The sequence below is a fragment of the Rhizobacter sp. Root1238 genome (genome assembly GCF_001425825.1).
GTDB lineage: Bacteria > Pseudomonadota > Gammaproteobacteria > Burkholderiales > Burkholderiaceae_C > Rhizobacter.
Map to the genome: position 1 here is coordinate 512,214 of NZ_LMDM01000023.1, position 25,608 is coordinate 537,821.

27 protein-coding genes and 1 pseudogene are annotated in these 25,608 nt (G+C 66.7%); 17 read left to right on the forward strand and 11 right to left on the reverse strand.

All coding sequences use genetic code 11. The features are described from left to right. Window positions 1-109: 109 nt before the first annotated feature. Complete coding sequence (locus tag ASC98_RS19010) at window positions 110-1,822, forward strand: M20/M25/M40 family metallo-hydrolase (protein ID WP_082541679.1); 1,713 nt, start codon at window positions 110-112, stop codon at window positions 1,820-1,822. Window positions 1,823-1,899: 77 nt separating this feature from the next. Here the strand turns inward: ASC98_RS19010 and ASC98_RS19015 are convergent, their stop codons facing one another. Beyond that, window positions 1,900-2,826 (reverse strand): hypothetical protein, encoded by a 927-nt coding sequence (locus ASC98_RS19015; protein ID WP_157597749.1) that lies wholly within the window; start codon window positions 2,824-2,826, stop codon window positions 1,900-1,902. Window positions 2,827-2,882: 56 nt separating this feature from the next. Then, window positions 2,883-3,482, reverse strand: a complete 600-nt coding sequence (locus tag ASC98_RS19020) for a short chain dehydrogenase (RefSeq protein ID WP_056814683.1) — start codon at window positions 3,480-3,482, stop codon at window positions 2,883-2,885. Window positions 3,483-3,584: 102 nt separating this feature from the next. On the opposite strand from ASC98_RS19020, the gene ASC98_RS19025 reads away from it, so the two are divergent. Beyond that, the gene (locus ASC98_RS19025; protein ID WP_056814686.1) at window positions 3,585-4,496 is read left to right on the forward strand and encodes a LysR family transcriptional regulator; all 912 of its coding nucleotides are present in this window, start codon (window positions 3,585-3,587) and stop codon (window positions 4,494-4,496) included. 115 nt (window positions 4,497-4,611) lie between these two features. Here the strand turns inward: ASC98_RS19025 and ASC98_RS19030 are convergent, their stop codons facing one another. Continuing rightward, complete coding sequence (locus ASC98_RS19030; RefSeq protein ID WP_056814687.1) at window positions 4,612-5,391, reverse strand: alpha/beta fold hydrolase; 780 nt, start codon at window positions 5,389-5,391, stop codon at window positions 4,612-4,614. 55 nt (window positions 5,392-5,446) lie between these two features. Between ASC98_RS19030 and ASC98_RS19035 the strand changes: the two genes are divergently transcribed. The 5 genes from ASC98_RS19035 to ASC98_RS19050 all read left to right on the forward strand — a co-directional run bounded on the left by ASC98_RS19035 (window position 5,447) and on the right by ASC98_RS19050 (window position 8,821). Continuing rightward, on the forward strand, window positions 5,447-5,857 hold the full coding sequence (locus ASC98_RS19035) for a MerR family transcriptional regulator (RefSeq protein ID WP_056814688.1): 411 nt from the start codon (window positions 5,447-5,449) through the stop codon (window positions 5,855-5,857). A gap of 266 nt (window positions 5,858-6,123) precedes the next feature. Beyond that, on the forward strand, window positions 6,124-6,684 hold the full coding sequence (locus ASC98_RS19040; RefSeq protein ID WP_056814691.1) for an N-acetyltransferase: 561 nt from the start codon (window positions 6,124-6,126) through the stop codon (window positions 6,682-6,684). Window positions 6,685-6,816: 132 nt separating this feature from the next. Then, window positions 6,817-7,137, forward strand: coding sequence for a hypothetical protein (locus ASC98_RS30595; RefSeq protein WP_157597750.1), 321 nt, complete (start codon window positions 6,817-6,819; stop codon window positions 7,135-7,137). Between the two features lie 178 nt (window positions 7,138-7,315). Next, window positions 7,316-7,765 (forward strand): hypothetical protein, encoded by a 450-nt coding sequence (locus tag ASC98_RS19045; protein WP_157597751.1) that lies wholly within the window; start codon window positions 7,316-7,318, stop codon window positions 7,763-7,765. 150 nt (window positions 7,766-7,915) lie between these two features. Next, window positions 7,916-8,821, forward strand: coding sequence for an ATP-dependent Clp protease adaptor ClpS (locus ASC98_RS19050; protein ID WP_056814696.1), 906 nt, complete (start codon window positions 7,916-7,918; stop codon window positions 8,819-8,821). A gap of 368 nt (window positions 8,822-9,189) precedes the next feature. Here the strand turns inward: ASC98_RS19050 and ASC98_RS19055 are convergent, their stop codons facing one another. Continuing rightward, window positions 9,190-9,984: an SDR family NAD(P)-dependent oxidoreductase gene (locus ASC98_RS19055; RefSeq protein ID WP_056814699.1), complete on the reverse strand. Its 795-nt coding sequence runs from the start codon at window positions 9,982-9,984 to the stop codon at window positions 9,190-9,192. 164 nt (window positions 9,985-10,148) lie between these two features. Between ASC98_RS19055 and ASC98_RS29625 the strand changes: the two genes are divergently transcribed. The 4 genes and pseudogenes from ASC98_RS29625 to ASC98_RS19075 all read left to right on the forward strand — a co-directional run bounded on the left by ASC98_RS29625 (window position 10,149) and on the right by ASC98_RS19075 (window position 13,497). After that, window positions 10,149-11,165 carry a LysR family transcriptional regulator gene (locus tag ASC98_RS29625; RefSeq protein ID WP_082541680.1) on the forward strand — a complete coding sequence of 339 codons (1,017 nt, stop codon included), beginning with the start codon at window positions 10,149-10,151 and terminating at the stop codon, window positions 11,163-11,165. Window positions 11,166-11,204: 39 nt separating this feature from the next. Beyond that, window positions 11,205-11,840, forward strand: a pseudogene (locus tag ASC98_RS19065) (DUF6502 family protein); the annotation flags it as partial. Next, entirely contained in the window at window positions 11,837-13,015 is a 1,179-nt protein-coding gene (locus tag ASC98_RS19070; protein WP_056814708.1) for a DUF4382 domain-containing protein, read from the forward strand. The pseudogene ASC98_RS19065 and the gene ASC98_RS19070, both read left to right, overlap by 4 nt. Before the next feature lie 11 nt (window positions 13,016-13,026). Next, on the forward strand, window positions 13,027-13,497 hold the full coding sequence (locus tag ASC98_RS19075) for a class I SAM-dependent methyltransferase (RefSeq protein WP_056820342.1): 471 nt from the start codon (window positions 13,027-13,029) through the stop codon (window positions 13,495-13,497). 60 nt (window positions 13,498-13,557) lie between these two features. On the opposite strand, the gene ASC98_RS30600 is transcribed toward ASC98_RS19075, so the two are convergent. The 6 genes from ASC98_RS30600 to ASC98_RS19105 all read right to left on the reverse strand — a co-directional run bounded on the left by ASC98_RS30600 (window position 13,558) and on the right by ASC98_RS19105 (window position 19,845). After that, a complete protein-coding gene (locus ASC98_RS30600; RefSeq protein ID WP_157604830.1) occupies window positions 13,558-14,574 on the reverse strand; it encodes a phage tail tip lysozyme in 1,017 nt (338 codons plus the stop codon). Between the two features lie 166 nt (window positions 14,575-14,740). Continuing rightward, the gene (locus tag ASC98_RS19085; protein ID WP_056814720.1) at window positions 14,741-15,973 is read right to left on the reverse strand and encodes an MFS transporter; all 1,233 of its coding nucleotides are present in this window, start codon (window positions 15,971-15,973) and stop codon (window positions 14,741-14,743) included. An 86-nt stretch (window positions 15,974-16,059) separates the two neighbouring features. Then, on the reverse strand, window positions 16,060-17,226 hold the full coding sequence (locus tag ASC98_RS19090) for a mandelate racemase/muconate lactonizing enzyme family protein (protein WP_056814723.1): 1,167 nt from the start codon (window positions 17,224-17,226) through the stop codon (window positions 16,060-16,062). A gap of 19 nt (window positions 17,227-17,245) precedes the next feature. Continuing rightward, window positions 17,246-17,941 (reverse strand): SDR family NAD(P)-dependent oxidoreductase, encoded by a 696-nt coding sequence (locus ASC98_RS19095; RefSeq protein ID WP_056814727.1) that lies wholly within the window; start codon window positions 17,939-17,941, stop codon window positions 17,246-17,248. After that, window positions 17,931-18,902 (reverse strand): tripartite tricarboxylate transporter substrate binding protein, encoded by a 972-nt coding sequence (locus ASC98_RS19100; RefSeq protein WP_056814730.1) that lies wholly within the window; start codon window positions 18,900-18,902, stop codon window positions 17,931-17,933. Before ASC98_RS19100 ends, ASC98_RS19095 begins: the two co-directional genes overlap by 11 nt. A 10-nt stretch (window positions 18,903-18,912) precedes the next feature. Then, a complete protein-coding gene (locus ASC98_RS19105) occupies window positions 18,913-19,845 on the reverse strand; it encodes a dihydrodipicolinate synthase family protein (RefSeq protein ID WP_056814733.1) in 933 nt (310 codons plus the stop codon). Window positions 19,846-19,954: 109 nt separating this feature from the next. Between ASC98_RS19105 and ASC98_RS19110 the strand changes: the two genes are divergently transcribed. The 6 genes from ASC98_RS19110 (at window position 19,955) to ASC98_RS19135 (ending at window position 24,233) form a co-directional block, all read left to right on the forward strand. Further along, the gene (locus ASC98_RS19110; RefSeq protein ID WP_056814736.1) at window positions 19,955-20,905 is read left to right on the forward strand and encodes a LysR family transcriptional regulator; all 951 of its coding nucleotides are present in this window, start codon (window positions 19,955-19,957) and stop codon (window positions 20,903-20,905) included. Between the two features lie 182 nt (window positions 20,906-21,087). After that, the gene (locus ASC98_RS19115; protein WP_157597752.1) at window positions 21,088-22,206 is read left to right on the forward strand and encodes a hypothetical protein; all 1,119 of its coding nucleotides are present in this window, start codon (window positions 21,088-21,090) and stop codon (window positions 22,204-22,206) included. A 77-nt stretch (window positions 22,207-22,283) separates the two neighbouring features. Then, the gene (locus ASC98_RS19120; protein ID WP_157597753.1) at window positions 22,284-22,583 is read left to right on the forward strand and encodes a hypothetical protein; all 300 of its coding nucleotides are present in this window, start codon (window positions 22,284-22,286) and stop codon (window positions 22,581-22,583) included. Then, window positions 22,580-23,125: a hypothetical protein gene (locus ASC98_RS19125; RefSeq protein WP_056814745.1), complete on the forward strand. Its 546-nt coding sequence runs from the start codon at window positions 22,580-22,582 to the stop codon at window positions 23,123-23,125. Before ASC98_RS19120 ends, ASC98_RS19125 begins: the two co-directional genes overlap by 4 nt. Window positions 23,126-23,230: 105 nt before the next feature. After that, entirely contained in the window at window positions 23,231-23,641 is a 411-nt protein-coding gene (locus tag ASC98_RS19130; RefSeq protein WP_056814747.1) for a nuclear transport factor 2 family protein, read from the forward strand. A gap of 127 nt (window positions 23,642-23,768) precedes the next feature. Then, window positions 23,769-24,233: a GFA family protein gene (locus tag ASC98_RS19135; RefSeq protein WP_056814751.1), complete on the forward strand. Its 465-nt coding sequence runs from the start codon at window positions 23,769-23,771 to the stop codon at window positions 24,231-24,233. 54 nt (window positions 24,234-24,287) lie between these two features. Here the strand turns inward: ASC98_RS19135 and ASC98_RS19140 are convergent, their stop codons facing one another. Further along, on the reverse strand, window positions 24,288-25,598 hold the full coding sequence (locus ASC98_RS19140; RefSeq protein ID WP_056814754.1) for a M20/M25/M40 family metallo-hydrolase: 1,311 nt from the start codon (window positions 25,596-25,598) through the stop codon (window positions 24,288-24,290). Window positions 25,599-25,608: the final 10 nt, after the last annotated feature.

Here is a 25,608-nt window from a genome sequence, read left to right on the forward strand (position 1 = left end):
CGGCAACGAGAGGTGATCGCGATGGCGATACATACCGCCCGGAGCCGTCGGGGTTTGACCGGCACGATACGTGAACACGGCGGAGGTTCCTATGTCTATGCTTAGCTGCATGAAACGCGACCTTGTGCATCACGGTCGCTTGGCCGTCGCTGCCCTGGTGCTCTTCGCTGGCTGCGGCAGTTCGGATGGCGACGATACCCGCTCGTACTTGGAGCGGACGCTGGCGCAGCGATTCGTCTCCGAGACGAGCCACCTCGTCACGCTGCAGACGTTCCGCACGGAAGACCCGCAAAGCGAGCAACTGGTGGTCGACAACCTGGCGCGCTCGCGCGACTACCTGATGGGGCTGGCCCAGGAGTTCAACCTGGGGCAGCGCACCCTGAAGCTCGAGCCGTTCGAGTGGCGCCGGGCGGGCCCGACCCAGACCCAATGGGTGTTCGGGTTCCGTCTCGGCAGCGGGCCGAAGAAGGTCGCGATCCTGGCGCACCTGGACACCGTGCCCCCCGGCAATGCGGATTGGCGGCCTTTCGAGCCGCGGGTCGAGGCGCGTGACTACCGCGGCGCGGCGCAGCCCTTCCTGGTGGGCCGAGGCGCGGCGGATGACAAGGGCCCGGCCGTCCTCGCGCTCATCGTGATGCGGGCACTGGCGAACCGTTACGACGGAACCAACGCACTCGACGGGCTGACGGTTGAACTGATCTTCGACACCTCCGAGGAGACCGACTTCTCGACCGCGTACTACTTCCAGGAGGTCGGCGTTCCCGATTTCGGCATTGTTTTCGATGCGGTCTGGACGGTCCGCGCGGAGAAGGGGATCGAGCGGCCGGTCTTCACCGTCCCGCTCGGTGCGGCGCCGAGCAACGGCATCTTCGTCGAGGCATTCAACAGCGCCCCCGGAGCCACGAATCAGATCCCGGACACGGTGACCGCGCGCATCAACGGCAACGATGAGGCCGCGCTCGACCGCCTGGCGGCCAACGTCGCCGATCTCTACCAGCAATACGGCTTCGACGATCCGCTGTATCGGCGCGCGCCGCTCGAGGTTTCGCGCGACGCAAAGGCGGTGGTCCTGACCACCAAGGTCATCGGCGCGCAACACGGGTCGGTGCCGGATCAGAACCGCGCGAACGGAGCGAGCCCGGTCGTCTCGCTCGCGAACTTCCTCGCCCACCTGGTGGACGACGCGATGCTCGCGCCGAACGGCGTCGGGCGGATGCTGCAGTTCATGGCCTGGGGTTGGGGCACGACGGTCTTCGGCGAGAAGCATCCCGACCTGCTCGAACGCCACGATCAGGTCTTCGAGCAAGGCAACGGCACGACCTACGCGCTGACGCGCGTCACGACCAGCCCCCAAGACGTGGCCCTCAGAATCGACATCCGCTATGCCCTCGGCCATCACGGCGTGGCGTGGGACGGCAAGACCGAGGGGCAGTTGCCAGGCACCAGCGTCTTCCCCGATGCCTTCGAACAACTGGTCAACCGCTTTCAGCAGGACCGGCCGGGTCAGGCCGTCACGGTGGCGACCGTGAACGGCGCTTCACCCGACGTGCGCGACCCGCAGAGTCCGCGGTTCCAACGGATCAGCGGCGCCTATGAGCGGGCGGTGGGCGCGCCGATGCCGTTGGCGGCCATCGGCGGGGGCACCGATGCAAAAGGGCAGGTCAATCTCGTCGCGGCCGGCCCGCTCTTCACCCTGGCGTTCGGGCCACCGATCAATTACCACGGCTTGAACGAGGGCGCCCCGATCGAAGACCTGCAGCTCAGCGCACGCATCCTGTACCAGATCATGCTGGACGAGATTGCAAACAAGACCACGAGATAGCCGATGTCATCCAGGTCTGCCAGAGGGTGAGTTTGGTGAAGGTCGTGACCGCGGTGTCTGCGAGGCTGAGCGGGTGCTCAGTCCCGCGGCAACGCGCGCGACTGGATGTCGAAGGGTACGCCCGTCGGCACCGGCCCGTCTTCATCCCGGCGCTTCGTCAGCAATCCGTACTTCGATTCGATGAAGTAGACGCGGTCATCCAGCACCGCACCGGATGACGGGTCGTTCAGCCCCGTCACCACGGTCAACAGGTCAAGCTTCGAGCCCTCGATGCGTGCCACGGTGATCTGTCCACCATAGGGCTTGTCGCCGAAGGCATTGCTCTCGAACAGCACCAGTCGGCCCGGCCTCCACGCACGAATCGCGTCGACGTTTTTCATCGTGCGTGGCGCCTCGATGCGCGTGACCTCACCGGCTTGTCCGTCGGTACGAAGGTCGATGCGCAGGAGGTAGGAGGCTGCAGCCACAAGGCTCACGTAAACCTCGCGCCCGCCATCAATGGCGATGCCGTTCAGCCCCGGGTAGGGTCCCGATCCCGTCAGCGCCGAATCCTCCTTCCAGACCGTGAACGCGCTCGTGCCCGGCGCGAGCCGCAGCACACGCGGGTGATAGGAGTCGGTCACGTAGATGTTGCCGCGTGCGTCCTGCGCCAAGTCGTTGCAGTAGCCCTGGTCGGGCATCCGGTAGCTCGCGCGCGGCGCGCCGGTGGTCAGGTCGTAGCGCTTGAGCGCGCTCGGCGTCTGCGGCGTCGTGGTGAAGCCGCTGTTGCCCGAGCAGACCCACAGGGCCCGGTGCTTCGCGTCGACCAGCACACCCTGAGCGTTCGCCAGGCCGTTGGCACCGGGCTTCACGAGCACCTCGGCTTTCGATGCCACCGCTGGCTTGAGCCGTGCGATCGCGCCTTGGCGCCAGCTGCCGATGTAGAACGAACCGTCTGCCCCGATGGCAACACTTTCCGGATACCAGTCCTCAGGCAGGGCCTGGGGGGCGCGCGGCGCGGCCATCGACACGGATGCACCCAGTGCGAACAGGACTCCGGCCAGCGAAGAAGCGCGCCTCATCATTCCCATACGCGATAGACGCGCCCTGTTTGTGGCCCCTCGATGCTGCGCACATAGGCCTGGGCCACGCGCGCCGCCGGCACCGACGGGTAGCCGGGGAAAAACGGGCCGAAGGTCGGCAACGACTCCGTCATCACCGTGGGACTCACCGCATTGATCCGGACACCGCGCGACAACTCGATCGCCGCGGCGCGCACGAAGCCTTCGACGGCTGCGTTGACGGCACTCGCATTGACAGCCTGAAGAATCGGCTCGTCGATGCCGCTTGTCAGCGTGATCGATCCCCCGTCGGTCAGCGCGTGCTGGCCGATCAGCGCCAGGCGAACCTGGCCCAGCAGCTTGCCTTGCAGGCCCACATCGAAATCGGCCGGACGCATCGAGGCGAGATGTCCGAAGTGCATGCCGCCCGATGTGCAGACGATCGCGTCCACCGTCCCGATGACACCGAACAACGCCTCCACGCTGGCATCGCTGGTCAGATCGACCCGGTGCTCACCGCGCGTGCGGCCCACGCGCACCACCTCGTGACCGCGGTCGGCCAGCGTTTGCGCCACCGCGCTGCCCACGGCGCCCGTGGCGCCCACAACAAGAACTCTCATGGAGAAACACCGTTCAGTGAAAGAGGACCTCATTGTTTTTGCGAACCCATGCTTTGATAAAGTGCCCGTCAGTTCGTTAATTCGAAACTACAGGTTCTCAATATGGACAAGCTTCGCGCGATGGAAGTCTTCGTGGCGGCGGTGGACACGGGCAGCTTCGCGGCCGCTGCAGAGTTGCTCGACCTGTCGGCCGTGATGGTCGGCAAGCACATCCGCACGCTCGAAAAACAGCTCGGCGCCCGCCTTCTCGAACGCACCACGCGGCGCCATGCGTTGACCGAGATCGGCGCTGCCTACCTCGATCGTTGCCGCGACGTGCTCGCGGGCGTGCACGCGGCCGACGGCGTGGCCGAATCGCTGCGCAGCGTGCCGCAGGGTGTGCTGCGTGTCACCGCGCCAGTCGCCTACGGCGCACACAAGCTCACGCCGGTGATCGGCGACTACATCGCCACGTATCCGCAGGTGCAGGTGGACCTCCACCTCAACGACCGCGTGATTGACATCGTCGAGGAGGGCTTTGACTGCGGCATCCGCTCGGGCGCTGCGGTTGACGAGAGACTCATTGCGAGACCGCTGGCGCTGGCCCGCATGTTCGCCGTGGCCAGCCCCGGCTGGGTCGCGCGCCACGGTCAGCCGAAGCACCCGTCCGAGCTCGAAGCCTTTGCGTTGCTGAGCTTCGCGGCCTGGGGCTCGAGCCATTCGTGGCGCTTCACCCGCGATGGCCAGACGGTGCACGTGCCAGTGCGTGGCCCGCTCACCACCAACAACGGCCAGGCGCTGCTGGCCTCGGCGATGGCCGGCGTCGGGGTGATCGTCCAGTCCGATGCGCTGCTGGATTTCGCCCTGGCCTCGGGGCAAGTCGTGCAACTCCTGCCCGACTGGGAGTTGCCCACACGGCAGGTTCACATCGTGCGGTTGCCCGAACCTCGGCCGAGCGCCAAGATCCGGACCTTTGTCGATTTCGTCGCCGAGAGGCTCGGTCAGCACCCGGCATCGGAGCGAGCCAACTTCTGACCGACCGAAAGGCGCTTTGGGGCGGGTGCACCAGTTCTCCTGTCGAGACAGCGGTCGTGCGCGACCCCATCAATCCTCGGCGCGCCCGCGATGCCAGCAGCGAACCCATCAGCGGTCATTGAGCTTGTGCGATCGACGCCGGCCTTTGGCCGTGGCGCGCGGTTGCAGCGTCGACACGTCGCAGCCAACGCACCAAAGCCGCAACGACTGTTGCAGGCTGCTCCAGGATCGACATGTGACCCGCCCCGGCCACCGCCACAAGCTCGGCGTCCGGCAGAAGTGACGCCATCTCCTGGCTCAGGCTGAAGGGTGTGATTTGGTCCTCACGCCCACACACCACTACGGCGGGAACGTGCATGCGAGGCAGCAGGTCACGGGTGTCGACCCGGTTCATTGCGGCCCGTTGCTGCCGGACAAAGCCCTTGCTCCCCACGCTGGAGGCCATGTCGAACAGCAGGTACAACAGTTCCCGGTCCTGCAGCCTCGACGCGTGAACGATCCGCGCGGCAAACCCTTGGGCGACCTGGCCGAAGGTGGCGGTGCCCGCGCTTTCGGCCCCGTCCACGGCTTGGATCATCCTTTCTCGGGTCTGCTTCACTTCCTCGGTGTCGGCGCGGGCGCCCGTGTCCAGGAGGCCCAGCCCGGCAATGCGGCCGCCCGCCTGGCGGCAGACCTCCTGCGCGACGTACCCACCCAGCGAGAACCCTGCGACCGCGAATGAGCCGGCTGGCATGGCCGCTATCGCATCGCGAGCCGACTCGGCGATGCTGTCGTGCAGCTGCGTGGGAGCGACATGCAACGTGCGCCCTCCGGCGATGGCGGTCGTCAGGGGATTCCAGACTCGGGCATCGTTCATCAGCCCGGGAAGGAGAAGTAGGGGCGTCGCGTGGTTCATGGCCAAGGTTATAACTATGCAGTTGGATGCATAGTCAATACGGGGTACCCGACAGATGTGGATCGCTGAATTCGCGCGCCGCGCAGGAGTGAGGCAGACGACCGTCAGGCACTACCTGCGGGAAGGCCTCCTGTCTCCGCGCACAGGGCCCGCTGGCGGGGCGCGGCCTTACCTGGAGTTCACCGAATCCGAGCTGCGCCTGCTCTCGGCCATCCGCGCGGGCCAGGCTCTGGGCCTCTCACTCCAGGAGATCAAGCTGCTCATCGGGGAGCGGCGTTCAGGGAGCGGACAGGCGCGGATGCTCAAGGCCTTGACCGCGCAGCGTGACAAGTTGCGCGGCAGGGCTCTGGAATTGCAGGCGATGCTCACCTTCCTCGAACGCAAAATAGCTTGGCTCGAAACGGGCGCGAAGGCGCCGCCGCCTCACATGCAGCCACCCATGCCGCGAAGAGATGAGGTGAGGTGAGGATGCAATGTCAGAGCCTGACCGGCTGTGGCCCTTCGTTCGTGGCCCTGCAAGCGGTCGCCCGAGGCGGCAGGGCCTCCGACCGACTGCTCGCGGGCGATACGGCGAACATTCACTGTCGGCAGAAGTTGTCTTTCGGAGGCGTCCGCATTCGAGCAACACGTTGAGCGGCTTCGATGCCGCCTGGAGCGTCGAAGAGGTAGACGCACGTCGAGATGCATATAGCGCCACGCCAAGGCGTACTTTGGGATGAGACACTCCGTTCGATGAGCCTGCCGTTCTCGATCGACCCGCTGCACTCGGATGCCTTTGATCCGTTCGCAGCCTACCTCGCCGATCATGTCGCCGACAACGGCCGCGACGGGTTGCCTCTGTTCCAGCCGCTGGCCCGAGCGGAGTCGCGCTTCGACGGCGAACGTGCGCGGGCCTTTCGGGACGCACTCGACGTGTCACTGTTCGAACCTGGCTGGCGACGTGCTTGGGTGGCACGCCTCGCCGACGGCCTCATCATCGGCCATGTTGATCTCCGCGCCCGACCTGAAGCCCATACGACCCACCGCTGCATTCTGGGCATGGGCGTCGACCCTGCGCGGCGCCGCGCGGGTGTCGGCGCCGGACTTCTGGCGCATGCGCGCGATTGGGCAAGGTCGCAGCCTGCGCTCGACTGGATCGACTTGCAGGTTCTGTCCTCCAACGATTCGGCGATCCGCCTGTACCGGCGCTCGGGCTTTGTCGATACTGGAGAGCTCGTCGACCTGTTTCGTATCGAGGGACGGTCGATGGGATTCCGATCGATGGCGTTGAGGCTGATGCGCGACGGACACTGAGCTGAGCCCGAACGTCGCTAGCCGGGCACTTTCAGCCGTTCAGGAACGACCGCATCTAGGCAGGCTGATGAATGCCGAAAGCGAAGGTTAGGGTTTGGCGCCCGTCATGTGATCGCGCAGGAGAACAGGACCATGTTCAACCTTGAATCCCTTCCGCCGCTCTCTGAACGGATTGTCGTCCAGACATGGCGATTGACCATGCCGCCCGTCAATGGAACGCGATCGCTGGAGTACGTGGGAGACAGGGCCTTCATCGTCGCACGCACAACCGACAACGAAGGTCAGCCGTTTGGAGGGACCGAGGGGCAGGAGGTAGTACGCCATGGGCCATCAGAATGGCATGGTTTGACAACCGGCATCATCTGGAGCGTGGGCCCGGATGGGGGCCTTGAAGGCAGCAAAGATTCGGAACTGGTGTTTGCTGGGGTGCCATGCGCAACCCTTTGGGGATGACACCTTGGGTCAGCCGAGTCATGCTGTCGCCCAACGCCCATGACGCGACCAGCTGAGGTCGGCCACGAGCAGACGGTCACGAATGGCGGGTTTCGAGCAGCCTCTTGTTCATCAAACGTCCGCCAGGTCACAGCGGATGCCGTGCGCAATTTCAGTGCTGTTCTCTCTGGGCAAAGCCATGACATCTTCGACGCTCGACTATGAACAGATGATCCTGCTGGACGCCGAGAATCTGGCCGAGGCGGGCATCGGACAAGCCTACGAGACAATCCTTCCAGGGCTTGCGCGGTTGGTGAGCAATCCGGCGCAACTGGAGGAGCACGCTGACGGCGATACCGGGCGCTACGCAATCAAGGCTCTAGGGACCGAGTACCTGATCTATGCCCCAGAGCTTGACGATTCTGAGGGCCGAAGCTGGGGGCGCGCTACGTGGGCTCTATTTTCCATCGTCAACAGCCAGCTGGAGAACTCCTCGGTGCGGCTTTACGCTATCAACGGCGGCAACGATCTTGGAGGAATGTTTCTGACGGCGAGCCAGGTTGAGCAGGCAAAGGCCTCTCTGAAGAACAAGACGGACTGGCCTTACCTGCCGACCGATCGGCACCCGCGGTACGGACAACATCATTGAAGTCCGGAGACGAAGCGCGCCCACGGATGGAGCGTGTGGTCGACGAGCGTCTTCGGCCACATGCAGTCGGCCGCAAACGGCAGGTTCGAAGCAGGCCGCAGCCAGCTACCCCACAGATCCTGACCACAGTTGCAAAAGAATCGACAAGTAATGATCGCCCTCGGTTTCATCATCGGCGCGCTGGCAGTCGGCCTCGTGCTTTACCTTCCGTTTTTTCTCTGGTTCAGGTTTCGCCGCCCGAACGCACGTGGCATGGTCGCGCTCGACGTGGAGGTCAGCCTGCACATGGCCTTCGTCGCTGCCCGCAAGCTGCGCTACGAGACGATCTCGCTGGAGCAGTTGCTGCTCGCGCTGCTCGATAACCCGCGCGCCGCGGACGTGCTGCGCTCGTGCGCGGTCGACATTGAGGCCATTCGCGCCGACATTTCGGCGATCGTTCGGGACTCAAGTCCCGTCGCCCCAGGCACTGGGGCCGTCGAGCCTGCGGCGTCGCCTGAGCTCCAGCGTGTGCTCCAACGCGCAATCGCCCGCGTCCTGGCGCTCAGGCGATCGCCGGGGCAGCGCCCCAACGCGTCGAAGGCCACTTCATGGGTTCCTGCCTTCCTTCGGAAGTCGGCCGGCCGGCCGGCCGTCGATGGCAGGGATGTCCTGGCGGCGCTTCTGGAAGAGCCCGAAGGCGGAGCCGTGGAGGAACTGCAACGACACGGCGTGACGCGCCTGACCGTGACCCGTGTCATTGCCCACGGCATCACGGGCACCGATCCCGACGCGACGTCGCCGCTCCAGGTGGATGGAACGGCGTCGATGGCGATCGTGCTTGAGAACGACGACTTCACCCCGATGGAATTTGTCGTTGAAGTGTTGCAGGAGCACCTAGGCCTGGCCCGCGAATCTGCCGTTCGGGTCATGCTCCAGGTACATCACGAAGGCCGCGCGATCGCCGGCCGTTTCCCTGTCGATGTGTCGATGGACAAGGCCGAGCGACTGCGCGCCGCGGCGAGGCAGGCCGGGCATCCGTTTCGATGCGTCGTCGAGGCGGACAACACTCTTCGTTGAGGTGGACGTCGACATGTAGCGCAGCCGAAGAGGTTGGGCTTCAGTCATGGACGGTACGCGCGACGGCATTGGTCGCTGTGGCGCTGTACCGGCCTCCTATGTTCAGAGGGAAACGCCGAGCCGATTGATCATCGAGTGGGCGTGATCCGGAGCGGATCGGAGCGGTCTTCGGCTGCTCGCGATCCGTTGGGTTTCCCGAGTGATATCAAGGGCTCATGTGCGTTGATCGTTCATCGGTGGCCCTCCTGAACTGGCCCTCAACGTCGGCATTCCCGACGGCCTGAAAGCGTTCTCTGTCCGCGACCTGAAGCGGAGCGCCTGGCCAGGCAGCATGGCGCCGGTACGTTGTCGCGCATCCTGCAGGGCGGTCACACGATCGAGCGAACAACCCCCCCATCGACTCTCAGCGAAGAGCCGGTCGTGCCGGAAGACTGCGCCGAACACACGTAGACCACCAGGTTTGCTACTTCTTCGGTTGTTGCAAAGCGGTTGATCAAGGTGGAGGGACGGGTCGTATCCAGGAAGTTCTGCTCGGCTTCGTGCTGGGTGATGCCCTGCTCCTTCGCGGCCGACTTCATCCAGTTGCCCATGATCTCGGAGCGAGTGGGGCCGGGCAGGACGGCGTTGACGGTAACGCCCGTCCCCTTGGCCAGTTCGGCCAGCCCTCTCGACAAGGCGAGCTGAGCCGTCTTCGTGACGCCGTAGTCGATCATCTCCTTGGGCACGGCGATGGCAGACTCACTGCTGATGAACACCACGCGTCCCCAGCCTCGCTGCATCATGCCGGGCATGTAGAACCGTGAAGCGCGAACTCCGCTCATGACGTTGAGTTGGTACAGGTCCAGCCAGTCGGCATCGTTCTGCTCGAAAAAGCCCTTCGGATACGCCGTGCCCGCATTGTTGACGAGGATGTCGACGTCCTTGACCTGGGCTGCCAGGTAGGCAGAGCCTTCAGCTGTCGAAACATCCGCCGCAACGCCGACGAATTCAGCGGTTGGCAGCAGGGACCGCAGCTCCTTGATGGCGGCTTGCACGCGCTCTTCAGTACGACCGTTGATGACAACGGAAGCGCCGGCACGGGCAAGCCCCTCGGCAATTGCTCGGCCGATGCCCGCGGTGGATCCAGTGACGAGGGCCTTGCGGCCAGTGAGTTCGATCTTCATGAGCTTTCTCTGGGTGATCACTGCTCGGCAGCGAGGGCCGCAGTGTCCCGCCTCGTCAGGACCGCCAGAAGCCAGGGTCGCCGCATAGGGCCTATGCTTCAATCGAACGGAATCTCGAATGAATTCACGTTGATCACAACCATCTATGCTGAGGCGGCATCAAAATGCACGGAAAAGAGCCAACGGCGCCCGCGCGGCCCACCCGCGCCTCACTGCATGAAGTTCAGGGCGGCGATGCAGGTCGGCAGACCGGCAAGCTGCTGTGGATGCAGTGCTTCGTGCGAGCGGTCGAAACCGGCAGCTTCTCCGCGACGGCGCGTGAATTGGGCATCGGGCAGCCCAACGTCAGTCGACACATCGGCTCGCTCGAATCGCATCTCGGTCTGCGGCTGTTGCATCGGACCACGCGCAAGCTGTCGCCGACGATCGAGGGGGAGCGCTATTACATCGAAGCCCGGCGCGCGCTCGACACGATCGCCGAGGCCGAATCGGTGGCTCGGGGTGAAGACGAGCCGCGTGGCCTTCTGCGCGTCAGCTGCTCGATGGTCGTTGGTTTGCTGCATGTGCAGCCATTGATTGCGCCTCTGCTCATGCGACATCCGCAACTGGAAGTCGAATTGCATCTGTCCGACGAATACGTCGATCTCGTCGCAGAGCGCTTCGACCTGGCCGTACGCGTCGGCGCCTTGAAAAGCAGCATGCTGGTCGCGAGACAAGTTGGCGTTTCCGAGCGTGCCGTGTTCGCGAGCACTGAATACCTCGAACGCCGAGGTGAGCCTGCAACGCCACGAGACTTGATGCTCCACGACTGCATACTGAATACGCGACTGCCAACCGGGGGTCTCTGGCCTTTCCTCGGTGAGGAGGTCACCGTGCAGGGTCGCTACCGCCTCAACAACCACGAAGCGATCGTGAGCGCAGTGCGCCAGGGGGTCGGCATCGGCCTCGCACCGGCCTGGGTCTTCGAAGAAGATCTTCGAGCTGGGCGCGTCAAAGCCTTGCTGCCACACCATCCGCTCCCTGCCGGCGACGTCCACTTGGTCTATCCAGACCGCAGATTGATCGCCAAGCGTACGCGCCTGGTCATGGATGCGATCGACACGGCATTCGCCGGGGATGCACGCATGCAACCCGGCTACCTGGATTCCCTCCGGAGAGCCGTGGTCTCTCCACCGGGTTAGGCGACGAGATTTCCGAAGTCGTCTTGCAGGACCGGCCTCTCCCGCAAGGATGTTCAACGCTTGCTGGATGGCGAAGGCCTCGACAGCGCCGCCACCGCGCAGGAGTACAACCGCGCGGCCCGCGTCCTCACCGGATGGATCCGCGATGCGGACTACCTCGACCCCTCCGGTGAGCCCTTGCCGGTTCAATTCGACGGCGAGCGCAGCTTTGCGACGCTTGTCAAACGGTACAGCGGCGACATGCCTGCCCGGGCCGTGCTCGACGAATTGCTGCGCGTCGGCGCGATCGGCCGGCGCGAAGACGGGCTCATCGAGCCCTTGCAGCGCGCCTACGTGCCCCAGGCCGGCGTGCTGGAAAAGCTGAGCATCCTGGGGCGCGACACCTCCGACCTGATCGACACCATCGATCACAACATCCAGCACGGCTCGACCGACCCGCGGTACCAGCGCAAGGTGATGTACGACAGCATCCCGTCGCGCGATCTGGGGGCGTTCCGCAAGCTCAGTGCCGCGAAGGCTCAAGCCTTGCTCGAGACCCTGGACGGCTGGCTTGCGGCGCATGACGTCGACGACGTGCCGGGCCAGCTCCCCGTCCCTCGATCCCGCGTCGGGCTGGGCATCTATTACTTCGAGGAGCCGGTGACGGCTCCCGACACGCCAAGAGGTTCGACATGAAGACACTCAGAATCGCCGGTGCCAGTCTTGTGGCGTCCGTCCTGATCGCTGCGGGCTGTGGCGGTGGCGGCGGCATCGGCGGGACGGGACAGGACGCAGGCACGATGCGGGTGTCGATCGGCGACGCCCCGGCGTGCGGGTACGAAGCGGTGAACGTGACCATCGAGCGGGTTCGGGTGAACAAGAGCCCGACTGCCGGTGAAGGCGACGCAGGCTGGTCGGAGGTGGTGCTGTCGCCAGCCCGTCGCATCGACCTGCTCACGCTCACCAACGGCGTACTGGAAGACCTCGGGCAGACCACGTTGCCGGCCGGCCGGTACACCCAGCTTCGGCTGGTGCTGGCGACCAACGATGCGACGCATCCGCTCGCCAACTCGGTGGTGCCGTCGGGTGGCCACGAGACGGCGCTCGAGACGCCCAGCGCTGAGCAGAGCGGTCTCAAGCTGAACCTCGACGTGGACGTCCCGGTCGGGAAGGTCGTCGACGTGGCTCTCGACTTCGACGCGTGCAGGTCGATCGTTCGACTCGGCAACTCCGGCCGCTACAACCTGAAGCCCGTCCTCTCCGCGACGACGGTCCTGTCGGACGCCGGGCAGCGGGTTGTCGGCTACGTGGACCCCGCCGCGTCGATCGCCGGAACGACGGTGTCGCTGCAAAGCGGCGGCACCGTGGTGAAGGCCGCTGCGCCGGACGCGACCGGAAAGTTCGTGCTGTACCCCGTCCCTGTCGGAAGCTACGACCTCGTGGTCAGCGCCACGGGCCGCGTGACGGCGGTGATGACGGGGGTGCCCGTGACCGTCGCCGCGTACACGTACGTCGCCAGTGCCAGTGCACCGATTGCTCCGCCGGTCTCCACGCCGGCCGACCGGCCGGTGGGCGGAACGGTGACGCCGGCACCGGCCACGGTCCGTGCGCTTCAAACGCTCGGCGGCACCACCACCGTCGAAGTCCGCGGCGGCAACGTCGATGGCCTCACGGGCGCCTTCCAGCTGCTGCTGCCCAACGGCGCGCCCGTCGCATCGCCCTACGCCGCCGATCCCCTGTCGCTGAACTTCAAGGCGGACGCGGGCGCCGCGGGTCACTACGTCGTGGAGGCCACGTCCTTCGGCGTCTCGAAGACGCAGGCGGTGGACACATCGGTCCCCGTCGCAGAGTTGAATTTCACATTCCCCTGAATCCCGCAACGATGCCGCACACCAAAGCAAACGACTCGCGTTCCCAGGCTCGCGCCTTTACGCCGGGATGGGGGTTTCTCTCCGTGGCCATGTGGGAGCACGGCGAGGGCGGCCGCGCCATGAGGCTTCGCCCGACCCGCCTGTCCGTGATTGCCATCGGAGGGGAGAGCAGGGCGGATCTTGAAGACCTGCTGATGGAATGCGATGTGGAACTGACGGTCGTCGAACGATCCGCCGCCGTCATCGAAGACCTCAAGCAGCGTTTCGGCACGCTTTCGAAGTACGTCGCGTGGAAGGTGGGGGACGTCGTCGACCTCGACCTGCCCCACCACGCCTACGATCTCTGGTTCGATGCGAGGCACTACCGGACGATGCTCTGCGAAGCGCAGCGAGCCAGGTATGTGGACAAGATGCGCCGTTGCGTGCGCTCGGGCGGCACCACGATGGTGGCGGGGCATCCGGCCAGCCGGCGCGGCGAGTAGGCGAGGGCCGATCGAGACGTCGAGGTTCGTTGCTGCAGACGCAGGCGGGCTGATGTCCGCTCAGCCCAGCTTCATCGCGTACTCCACCCGCGACGCCAGCTGCGGATCGCTCGGCTTCTCGAAGCTGTTGCAGAAGGCCGCGGTGGCGCCGGCCACGTCGTTCGTGCCCTTCACCGCGTCGATCGCGCCCTTGTAGTCGCCCTGCAGCTCCTGCTTCAGGTAGCCGTAGTTGGCGGCCTGGCTCGACGGATCGATGTTGTTGGCCTTGGCGAAGTCGATCAGGCCCTGCTTGCGCACCCCGCCCCACTGGGCGATGCCGTAGCCGTTGCCGTTGTCGTCGGCCATGTTGCCGTTCGGCCCGCCGATGCCGCCGCCTTGCGTGATGCCGGAATTCATGCCGCCGCTCTCGTGCCACAGGTTGCCGACGATGCCGGCGGCCTGGGCGTCGTTGAGGCCGAAGTCCTTCTTCAGGTTGTCCTTCCACTGCTGCGCGACCTGCAGGCTCTCGCCCGGCTGCAGCGCCTGGGTCTGGGCGGCGCCGCTCAGCGGGCCGGCATCGCCGCCGCCGCTGGCCGGCTGGGCCGCCTGGGCCGGCGTTTCGGTCACCGCGGCAGGGCCCTGCTCGGGCTGCGGCATCGCCTGCGCACCGGGGTTTGCCCCTTCCACCGGTGCGGCTGCCACGGCCTCGCCGCCGCCCCACCCGCCGCCCCCGCCACCCCCCACGCCGCCGAGGCCCGAGAGACTGCCGCCGCCCTCTCCGCCGCCGCCGTCCGGCGAGGGGTTCTGCTGGAAGGCCGCCATGAACTGCATCATCATGTACGCCAGCATCTCCAGCAGCTGCGGGTTCATCGTGGTGGCGTTCGGGTCCATCTCGCCATCCTGGCCGTCGGCACCGCAGGCGCCTTCGACCGACGGATCCTCGCTCGGCAGCTCGGTGCTCAGTTGCAGGTCGGCCGACTCGTCGACAGGATGGCAGCCACCGGCATGCGTGGCGCCCGGAGATCCCATGTGGCCCATCGAACCATAGTGACCCATCGGTCCGAAGTGGGACATCGGCGACATGACGCCTACGCTCATGGGGATCTCCTTCAGGCTGGCAAGCGGTGTGGTGGTGTCCGCGATGCTCGGCCCGCCACGTCCCTCGCGAGGGCGGCGGCGCGAAGTGCCGTGCGGCCATGCGAAGCCCCTGTCGGCCGGCACGGCACCGCCGGACTCACGGCTGCAGGGCCCGCCGCGCGCAGGCTCAGGCCGCTGCGCCGATCGCCTGGCGCTGCGGCAGCCGCGTGAATGCCAGCGCCGACAGGAAGGCCCCGATGCCCAGCGAGAACGCGCCGACGAAGAGCCACAGGTAGCTCGACAACGTGTCGTAGATCAGCCCGCCCAGCACCGGCCCGAGCGCCATGCCGAGGCTGCTGGCCATCGTGATGCCGCCGATCACCGTGCCCATCATGCGCAACGGAAAATTCTCGCGCGCCAGCACTGCGAACAGCGGCATCACGCCCGCGTAGGTGAAGCCGAACAGCGCGGCGACGGTGTAGAAACTCCCGAGCTCGCGCGCGAACACATACCCCAGCACCACGAGCGCCTGGGCGAGCAGCGCCAGCACCAGCACGCGCGCGGCTCCGAAGCGGTCGCCGAGCAGCCCGAACACGAGGCGGCCGCCCAGGCCGGCGAGTCCTTCCAGGCTGTAGATCGACACCGCCGCCATCAGCGGGATGCCGCAGGTGACGGCGTAGCTCACCGTGTGGAAGATCGGCCCGGAGTGGGTGGCGCAGCTCAGGAAGCTGGTCGAGACCAGGATCAGGAACGGCGCGGAGCGCATGGCCTTCCCGACGGACGTGGCCGGTTCGGGCGTCGCGCCCGGTGCCGCGGCGGATGCGGCCGGCGCGAGCGCCGGCGGGCGACGCACCAGCAACGCCACCGGCACCATGATCGCCACGGCCAGGGCCGCGATGAGCTGCAGCGAGGTTCGCCAGCCGTGCCCCTGCACCAGCCAGGCCGCCAGCGGCGACATGGTCATCGGCGCCATGCCCATGCCGGCCGACACCAGCGACACCGCCAGGCTGCGCCGCGTGTCGAACCACCCGGTGACGCAGGCCATCATTGGTGCAAAGATCGCCGCCGCGCCGAAGCCGACGACCGCGCCGAACGACAGCTGGAACGCGAGCAGCGATGTCGCCAGGCTGGACAGCGCGAGACCGGCGGCCAGCAGCAAGGCGCCGGCCAGCACCACGCTGCGCGGACCCACGCGGTCGCTGAGGTGGCCCCAGGCGATGCTGCCGACCGCGAGCGCCGCGAAGGCCAGCGTCATCGCGGCGGAGATCCCGGTGGTGGACCAGCCCGCGTCCTGTGCGATCGGCCGCAGGAACACCGGCAGCGAGAACAGCCCGCCGATCGCCACGCAACCGAGCACGCCGCCGGCGGCCACGATGATCCAGCGGTAATGAGCGCGCAGCGCGTCGGTCCAGGAAGGCATGGTTCGGCCCCTTGTCGGTGGGTGGGCAGCGGAACGATTCCGCCGCCTCACCTCCACGACGAACGGGGACCGGCCGAATCGACAGCTCAGCCCGCCAGCGCCTTCATCTGCGCGTACAGGTCCGCCTTCCCCTCGAAGCCGATCCCCGGCAGCTCCGGCAGGGTGACATACCCGTTGTCGACCTTCACGCCATCGGGGAAGCCGCCATAGGGCTGGAACAGGTCCGGGTACGACTCGTTGCCGCCCAGCCCCAGCCCGGCCGCGATGGCCAGCGACATCTGGTGCCCGCCATGCGGCACGCAGCGCGATGCCGACCAGCCGTGCGCCTTCAGCATCTCCAGCGTGCGCAGGTATTCGACCAGCCCGTAGCTCAGCGCGCAGTCGAACTGCAACCAGTCGCGGTCGGGCCGCATGCCGCCGTAGCGGATCAGGTTGCGCGCATCCTGCATCGAGAACAGGTTCTCGCCGGTGGCCATCGGGCCGGCATAGTGCTGCGCCAGCTCGGCCTGCAGCGCATAGTCGAGCGGGTCGCCGGCTTCCTCGTACCAGAACAGGTCGTACTGCGACAGCGCCTTCGCATACGCGATCGCGGTCTTCAGGTCGAAGCGCCCGTTCGCGTCGACCGCCAGCTTCTGCCCCGGCCCGAGAAGGCGCAGCACGGCCTCGATGCGCTTGCAGTCTTCGGCCAGCGACGCGCCGCCGATCTTCTTCTTCACCACCGAGTAGCCGCGGTCGAGGTAGCTGCGCATCTCGCGCTCCAGCCCTTCCAGGCCCTGGCCCGGCCAGTAGTAGCCGCCGGCGGCGTAGACGAACACCTTGCGGTTGGCGTGGCCGGTGCCGTAGCGCTCGGCCAGCAGCTGGAACAGCGGCTTGCCCTCGATCTTCGCGACCGCGTCCCACACCGCCATGTCGATGGTGCCGACCGCCACCGAGCGTTCGCCATGTCCGCCGGGCTTCTCGTTGGTCATCATCGTGGCCCACACCTTGTGCGGATCGATGTTGTCGCGTTCCGCATCGCGCAGGTTCGCCGGATCGGCCTCGAGGATGCGCGGCAGGAAGCGTTCGCGCATCAGCGCGCCCTGGCCGTAGCGGCCGTTGGAATTGAAGCCGTAGCCGATCACCGGCTTGCCGTCGCGGACCACGTCGGTGACGACGGCGACCAGGCTCAGCGTCATCTTCGAGAAGTCGATGTACGCGTTGCGGATGCTGGACTGGATGGGCTTGGTCTGTTCGCGGATCTCGATGATCTTCATGGTGGTTTCCTGGGGAGTGTCAGCGCGGCAGCGAGGCGCCACCGCAGATCTGGATGTCCTGGCCGGTGATGGCGGCCGCAGCGGGAGAGAGCAGGAAGCCGACCATCGCCGCGATCTCGTCGGGACGGATGAGCCGGCCGATCGGCGGCAGCACCGGCGCGGCGGCCTGCCGGGCAGGGTCGTTGGTCATCGCGGTCTGCGTGGCCGCGGGCGACACCACGTTGACCGTCACCCCGTGCGCCACCACCTCGGCAGCCCAGCTGCGCGACAGGCCGGCCAGCGCCGCCTTGGTCGCCGCGTACTGGCTGCGGCCGGCCTTGCCCTGCGCGACGCGGCTGCCGATCAGCACGACGCGGCCGTGCCCCGCGGCCGCCATCGCCGGCAGCAGCCGGTTGCCGATGCGCTCGGCGGCATCGACGTGCAGTCGCCACATCAGTTCGCCGTCGGCCGGCTGCAGGCTGCCGAGGCTGCCCACGCGCAGAACGCCGGCGGCATGCACGAAGGCCTGGGCGACGGCCAGGTGCTGCAGCGCGGCGTCGGTCGCCGCACCGTCGGCCAGGTCGACGCGCAGTGCGTGGAAATGCAGGTGGTCGAGGGTGGCCGGCCCGAGGTCGAGGCCGCTGACGAGCCAGCCGTCTTCGAGCAAGGCCTGCGCGATGGCCCGCCCGATCCCGGAGCTGCTGCCGGTCACGACCGCATGGCGTTCACTCGGCACGGATCTTCCCCTCGGTGACGATGCGCTGCGACAGCGCCATGTCGTCCTTCTGGAAGCGCACGAAGTCGTCGATCGAACCCGGCGTCAGCAGCAGCCCCTGCGGCGTCAGCTGCTCGCGCATGTCGGTGCCCAGCGCCTTGTTGACCTCGGCGTTCAGGCGCACCGCGATCTCCTTCGGCAGGCTGGCCGGACCCCACAGGCCGTACCAGCTGTAGAACTCGTAGCCCGGCACCGTCTCGCCGACGGTCGGCAGCTCGGGCTGGCTGGGCACGCGGTTCTTCGACGTGACGGCCAGCACCTTCAGCTGGCCTGCCTTCGCGAACGAGGCCGAGCCGAGGATCGGGTCGATGAACGCATCGACGCTGCCGCCGATCAGGTCCTGGTAGGCCGGTGCCGATCCCTTGTACGGCACGATCAGGTATTCCATCTGGCCGGCGCGGCGCAGCATCTCGGTGCTCAGGTGCCCGGCCGAGCCGGTCGAGCCGATCGCGAACGTCAGCTTGCCCGGGTGGGCGCGCGCATAGGTCAGCAGGCCCTTGACGTCGTTGAAGGGCAGGTTCTTGTTGACCGCGATCGCCAGCGGCGCCTTCGCCACCAACGCCACTGGCGCGAAGTCCTTCACCACGTCGTAGGCCGCGGTCTTCTGCGTCATCGGCGTGGTGGTGAAGGTGGACGCGCTGAACAGCAGCGTGTAGCCGTCGCCTGGCGCGCGGGCCACCGCCGAGGCGCCGATGGTGCCGGCACCGCCCGCGCGGTTGTCCACGATGACCGTCTGGCCGAGCTGCTGGCCCAGCTTCTGCGCCAGCAGGCGGCCCACCACGTCGAGCGTGCCGCCGGGCGGAAAGGGGATGATCATCGTGATGGGCTTGGCGGGCCAGGGTTCGGCGCGGGCGCCGGTGCTGGTGCCAAGGGCGAGCAGCGCGGCGGTCGCGGCGCACAGGAGGAAACGTTGGCGGTTCATGTTCGTCTCCTCAGCGCTTGAGCAGGCCGGCCTGGGCAACAGCGGCGCGCAGCGCGGCCATCTCGGCCTCGTTGGGCGCTTCGGTGGGCGGGCGCACGGTCGGCGAGTCCAGCACGCCGGCCAGGTACATCCCCATCTTCATGCGCGCGTGGGCCTCGCCGGTCGGTTCGCCGCCGCCGTAGACGGCATCCTTCAGCGGCGTGATGACGGCCTGCACCGCGACGGCCCGCTTCAGGTCGCCGGCCTTCACGGCTTCCCACAGGTCGTTGATCAGGCTCGGGATGAAGGTCGCGAAGCCGACCAGCGCGCCATCGACGCCTTGCACCATCGAGGCCAGCAGGTATTCGTCGTGGCAGGTGAGGATCGCCTTGCTCGCATCGGCCTGGCGGATCGCGGCGATGTCGGCGGCGTACTTGTTCATGTCGCGCTGCCCGACCTTGAAGGCGGCGACGGCGGGCAGGCGGGCCAGTTCCGCGAGCGTCGCCGACGAGTACGACGCGCGCGTCCACGCCGGGTAGACGTGCGCCACCAGGTCGAGCCCGACCGACGCGATGGCCTCGAAGTAGCGCGTCACGTGATCCGGCCGGAAGCCGAAGCGCAGCCAGTGGTGCGGCGGCATCACGTCCAGCGCCTTGGCGCCCGCTTCGCGTGCCATCGCGGCCTGCTCGGTGGCGTCGCGCGTGCCTTCGCAGACGATCGACGAGATCACCGGCAGCCGGCCCTTCAATTCGTCGGCGACGATGCGCGTCACCTCGGCGCGCTCGCGCGGCAGCAGCGAGAACACCTCGCCGGTGTGGCCGTTGGTCATCACCGCCACCACGCCGGGCTGCGTGGCCAGCCACGAGGCATGCTTGCGCAGCGCGGGCTCGTCGATGCGGTGGTCGCTGGTGAACGGGCAGGCGATCGCGGGGATGAGGCCGCGGTAGTTCTGGATCGTGCGCATGGGTCGTGTCTCCTGTTGTTTGTTGAACAATCGCCATGGATCTTGCGCGCCGAGGCCGTCCGTGACCAATGCCGCTTGGGTCTTCTTCCATGCCTTGTGAGCACCACCCATGAACCTGATCTGGCTCGACGATTTCCTGACCCTGGCGGCCAGCGGCAACTTCTCGCGCGCGGCGCAGGAGCGGCACATGACGCAGCCGGCCTTCAGCCGCCGCGTGCGGGCGCTGGAAGACTGGCTGGGCGTGGTGCTGTTCGACCGCAGCACCCAGCCGGCCACGCTGACCGAGGCCGGCGAATGGTTTCGCGCGGTGGCGCAGGAACTGCTCACGCGCGTCGCGGGCATCCCGGACCAGGCGCGCGCGGTGGCCGATGCGAGCTCGGCCACGCTGCGCATCGCGTCCACCCATGCGCTGTCGTTCAGCTTCCTGCCGGGCTGGCTGAGGGGGCTGGAGTCGCGGCTGGCGACATGGCCAGGGCAGGGGTCAGGGCAGGGATCGGGGCAGGGGCCGGGTCCGGTGCAGCTGATCTCCGACGTGATGCAGCAATGCGAGGCGCTGATGCAGCAGGGTCGCGTGCAGTTCCTGCTGTGCCATGGCCATGAGCAGGTGCCGAGCCGGCTGGACCCGGCATCGCACCACTGGGCCGTGGTCGGTCACGACGCGTTGTTGCCGGTGTCGGCGCCCGATGCGTCCGGCCGGCCGCGCCATTCGCTGGACGGCGCCGCCGGCCGACCGGTGCCGCTGCTCGAGTACAGCGCCGAGTCCGGCATCGGCCGCCTGGTGCGTGCCTTGCGGGGCGGCGCGCTGGCCGACGCCCCAACGCAGTCGGCGCTGACGGCGCACCTGGCCAGCGTGCTGAAGACGATGGCGCTGGACGGCCGCGGCGTGGCCTGGCTGCCGCGCAGCCTGATCGCCGACGACCTGGCCGCCGGCCGCCTGGTCGCCGCCGGCGGCGTGCCGTGGGCGATCGAGGTCGAGATCCGGCTGTTCCGGCCGCGCGCGCCGTTGCCGCGGGCGGCCGAACGCTTCTGGGCCGTGGTCGAGGAGGCGAGTCCGGCTTGACGCGCCGTTCGGCATGCCGTCCACCAAGTGGATGATGCCGATCTCGTCGTCGAGGTGCTCTACTGGGCAAAGCCAAGGCTCTGACGAGGAGATGCATGTGGCCATGCGGTTTCCATCCATCCGATGAGGCCCGATCTCATCGATCCGGTCCCGTCTGCGTCCGGTTGCGAAGTCTCTCGGCCATGAGCCGCGTGCGATCTCTGCGAGCCATCGGTGCCGTGGCGCTCGGCCTGGTCGGCTGCGCCACCTCACCTGCGGAGCATGGCAACCGCGCATGCATCGTCCAGACCCGCCTGACTTCGGCGCTCGAGCGATGCATGGGAACCCTGGATGTGGTGTACAGCTACCGGAATCCACCTCATCCGGGCATTGCGAATGGCGGACCTGTCGAGTTTCGACGGATTCACCACGAGTGGGTTTCCGGAACGGCAGAAGCACAGGGCGACGAGAACTCTTGCTATGCCGCTGCGCTCGTGTCGTCATTTGCCGCGCTGGAGGTGAAGTATCGCCAAGCGCAGTTTCGCCAGGCCATATCGGACGAGTGTTTCGGACAAGGATCGCTGCCGCTGACCTTTTCGCAGATCGTCTTTGCGGCGACGAAGGTTCACCTCAACAGTGGAGGAGTCTGGTACGTCGATCTCGACGGCGCGCCTCAGTCCCGATTTCTCAACATGCTGGCGACTCGCGCAGCGCCGGTGGTTCAAGTTGATCCGAACGCGAGCGTCGACAACGGAGCGCTGTACCGCCACGTGGAGGTGTGCCAGGGCAGCGACGGGTGGTCGAAGTCGTGGAACTGGTCGCAACTCAATCTCAACCTCGCGGCCATGGTGAAGTCGAAGATCGGGTTCTGGGCCGCATCGGAGGCCGAGCCGCAACAGGTCTTCCATTGGGCAGGCCTGCCGGTCTCTCGTGACATCTACGAACTGTTGAAGATGGACTTGTACCGAGGCGTCGAGTGGCAGAACAGCGGTCAACCAAAAGGAAAGGTGGGTGGCATCTATCCTATTCGCCACAGCGGTCACCTGGCGCACGAAGTGGCAATGAACGTTCCGGTTCTGGCTGGACTCAAGGATGACGGCTATGGGCACGTCGTGCTGGTGTCGGGCGTCAGCTTCCATGGCGGCAAGCTGGACCATCTCGTCGGGCGCGAGCAAGCTGGACACGTCCCCGACGACAACACCTACATCGAATGGGTGGAAGTCGTCGATCCGGCACGACTGGATCGATCGCCGTACAAGATCAGCGGCGACGAGTTCCTCTTGAAATCGCAGTTCTTGTTCAGCATGTATCACCCCCGATGAGATGCGCTCTTCTCGTCAGTCTCGGGATCGCGCTGTTCGGCGGTCTGCAAGCTTGCTCCACTCGCTATGGACATGCCATGCAGCAGTCGACCGTCCTCGTCACGACCCTGCCGCCAGGGAAAACGTACTACGTCGTTCCTCTGGCAAAGTTGGAGGGGCTCGTGCGCCCCGGAAGTTCAGACGTGCCGATGGCGCAGGCGGCGGGTTTGCGCAAGGTTCTTGCCACCCAGGTCAGCGATCGCGCCAATGGCTCGGGCTTTCTGCACCAGACGGGAGACTTCGCCTTGATCGTCGAGTGCACGTCGTTGTTCAAGATTCGCCTGGTCCAGGTCTTGGCAGAAGGTGCCAACAAGTTCAATCTGAGTTGTGAGTCATGAGCGAGGCGGGCATCGTCGAAAGGTTCCTCGGCTTCGATCCGATTGCGATCGTGGCGTATCCATCCGGATACGGGCTGCTGTACACGGTGGGGATCCTGCTGGCCGTCGCGCTGGGGTTCGGCGTCGGGATCCGCATACCGGATCTGAAGACGGCTCGACGTGCGCGCGGCTGGCTGCTCGGCGCCGTGCTGGTCTCCGTGCTTGGATACTCGGTCATCCGGCAATCCCTGGTGGTCGAGTATGGCGGACAGGGCATGCCCGTCACAGGCGAGCCTGAAAACGGCAATCTGGTGGTACCGCTTCCATTCCCCGGACTGCGGTCTGCTGCCTTTGCGGCAAGCTACTCGCCTGGGGAGGCCTTCTATTCAAGGACACCGGGAGCGGCGATGCATTCAATCGTGTTTGCCCCCGAGAACCTGTTTGGAACGTGGGTGACGATGCTTCTGCATCTTCTGTCATTCGGCGTGCTTCTCTTCTCGCTTTGCGCGCTGTTGGTGCTGGGCCCCAGGTTCCTTTTTCACCATTTCACGGGGCGGTTCTGAGCACATCGTCATTCGTTCGCAATGCACGCCGATGAACATGTCCGAAAGCGGCCAGCGCTTGTGCGGACGCCGTTCATCATCCGCGGCTTCCAACGGGAGAAACCGATGCAGCAGGATGAAGCCGAAGACTTCGTGGCGCGATTTGCCCGCGCGTGGGCCACGAAGGACGGGGATGCATTCCTGGCCCTGTGGCATCCGGATGGCAAGTTGCATTCGCCGATCTACGACCGGGTGATCCACGGCCGCGAACTCGGGCGGCTGAACGAGCTGCAACGCAAGGCCACGCCCGCCCTCGTGTGGGAGCTGTTGTCGTGGACCTGCCAGGGCGACGTCGTCCACATCGAATGGAAAAGCTCGAACCGCTACGGCGAGCGGGTGGTCTCCTGGTGCGGCGTGGACAGGATGACGCTCGAGAACGGGCGGATCCGGGAGGAGATCGTCTACGTGGACACCGCCCCGTTGCAGGCGATGAAGATGGGCATCTCGCTGCAGCCGCTGATGCACGTGCCAGGCTGATGACGCACCTGCCCGGCCCACCGGCTTCGCCGGCTGGAACGTCCACGCTTTTGAAGTGAAGCGTGGCTCGATCGGTGCACGGGAACGCCGATTGCCGCTTCCCGGCATCCATTCAGGAGCTGAGAACATGGAACCGACAACCGAAGCCGACCGCTCTGCGATCACCGGTCACTGCCTCTGCGGCGCCGTGACGATCACGGTGGCGGGCGAACACGACGAGCGCGTCGGAGCGTGCCACTGCAGGATGTGCCAGCGATGGACGGGAGGACTGTTCCTGTGCTTCGAGGCCGACGCGGCGGCCGTGACCGTCGCCGGCGAGGTCGCGCGCTACCGATCTTCCGCGTTCGCGGAGCGCGCCTTCTGCCCGCGCTGCGGCTCGCACCTGTGGTTCAACGACGTGGAAGAGGGGGCCGAGCCTCGGCGCTACGAGTTGATGCCCGGCCTTTTCGATGCGGCTCGCAGCTGGCCGCTTCGATCCGAGATCTACGTGGACCGTGCGATGGCCTCGGTCCCTCTCCTCGGTGACCACCGCCGGAAGAGCCGCGCCGACTACGAGGCCGAGAATCCCTTCATCGAGGGCGACATGGCGTGACCGGTCCCGCGCGCCTTTCGATGGATCCCCGCATCGATGCAGGCCTGCGCAGTCTCACCGCGACGCCGCTTGCGTGAGCCGGTAGATCAGCAGGGCCGCCCGGATGGCGCCCCGCTCGATCGATGCGATTTCGAGGTCTTCGTCGTCCGTGTGCGCGCCGCGCCCCTGCGCGCCGAGACCGTCGATGCCGACGGTGTAGGGCGCGACGAACTGCACGTCGCCCGCGCCGCGCAGCGACGGATCCAGCGTGTCGATGCGACCCAGGCCGGCGTCCACGCTGGCGGTCGAGTAGAGCTCGACCAGCTGGCGGCCCGCCTCGGTCGGCGGCATCGGCGGGTAGCTCTCGCTGAAGCTGATCGTCGCCGAGGTGCCGGGCAGGTTGCCCGACGACACGATGGCCTGCATCTTCTGGCGGGCGCGTTCGCCCTGCTCGGGCGACAGGTAGCGCAGGTCGCCCAACACCTCCGCGTCGCGCGCGATCACGTTCGACTTGCCGAAGGCGCTCGCCGTCGCCGTGTCGTCGGCATACGAGACATTGGTGCCGCCGAAGACGAGGCCTGGGTTGAACGTCAGGCTGGGTTCGATCACCTGCTCGCGAAACGCGTTGAGGATGCGCGCCGTCTCGTAGATGGCGCCGTATCCCGATTGCGGCGAGAACACGCCCATCGAATGCGCTGCCTTGCCCTTGACGTGCAAGGTCCAGCCGCCCGACGAGCGGCGCGCGATGCTGGCGGTGTCCACGCCGTCGTGCTTGTTGCTGCCCTCGAACGACAGCGCGTAGTCGGCGCGCTTGCCCATCGCCACCATGTCGGCACGGGCCGTCTGCAGCGGCTTGCCGCCACGCTCCTCGTCGCCGGTGAACATGATCTCGACGTTGGCACGCTCCAGCGCACCCACGCTCTGCAGCGCGCGCAGGGCTTCGATCAGGATCACGTCGCCGCCCTTCATGTCGTTCACGCCCTGGCCGCGCACCCGGTCGCCACGGCGTTCCCACAGCGGCACGGCGCTGCCCTGCTCGAACACCGTGTCCAGGTGCCCCAGCAGCAGCACGCGCTTGCCCTGGCCGCCTTCGTGCGCCGCGACCAGGTGCCCCGCGCGCTTCATCGCGGGCGGCATGTCGATCCAGCGGGTCTTGAAGCCCAGGGCATCCAGCTCGCCGCGGTAGATCTCGCCGACGGCACGCACGCCGTCGGGATTCAGCGTGCCGCTGTTGATGCGCACCGATTTCTCGAGCAACTCCAGCGCCGCGGTCGTGCGCTGCTTGACCGCAGCGACGATCCGCTGCTCGGTTTCTGAAAGCTGCGCGTGCGCGGTCCCGGTCAGCGCAAGGAAGACGGTGGCGCCAGCGATGGCTCGTGTGAACATCGGTTGTCTC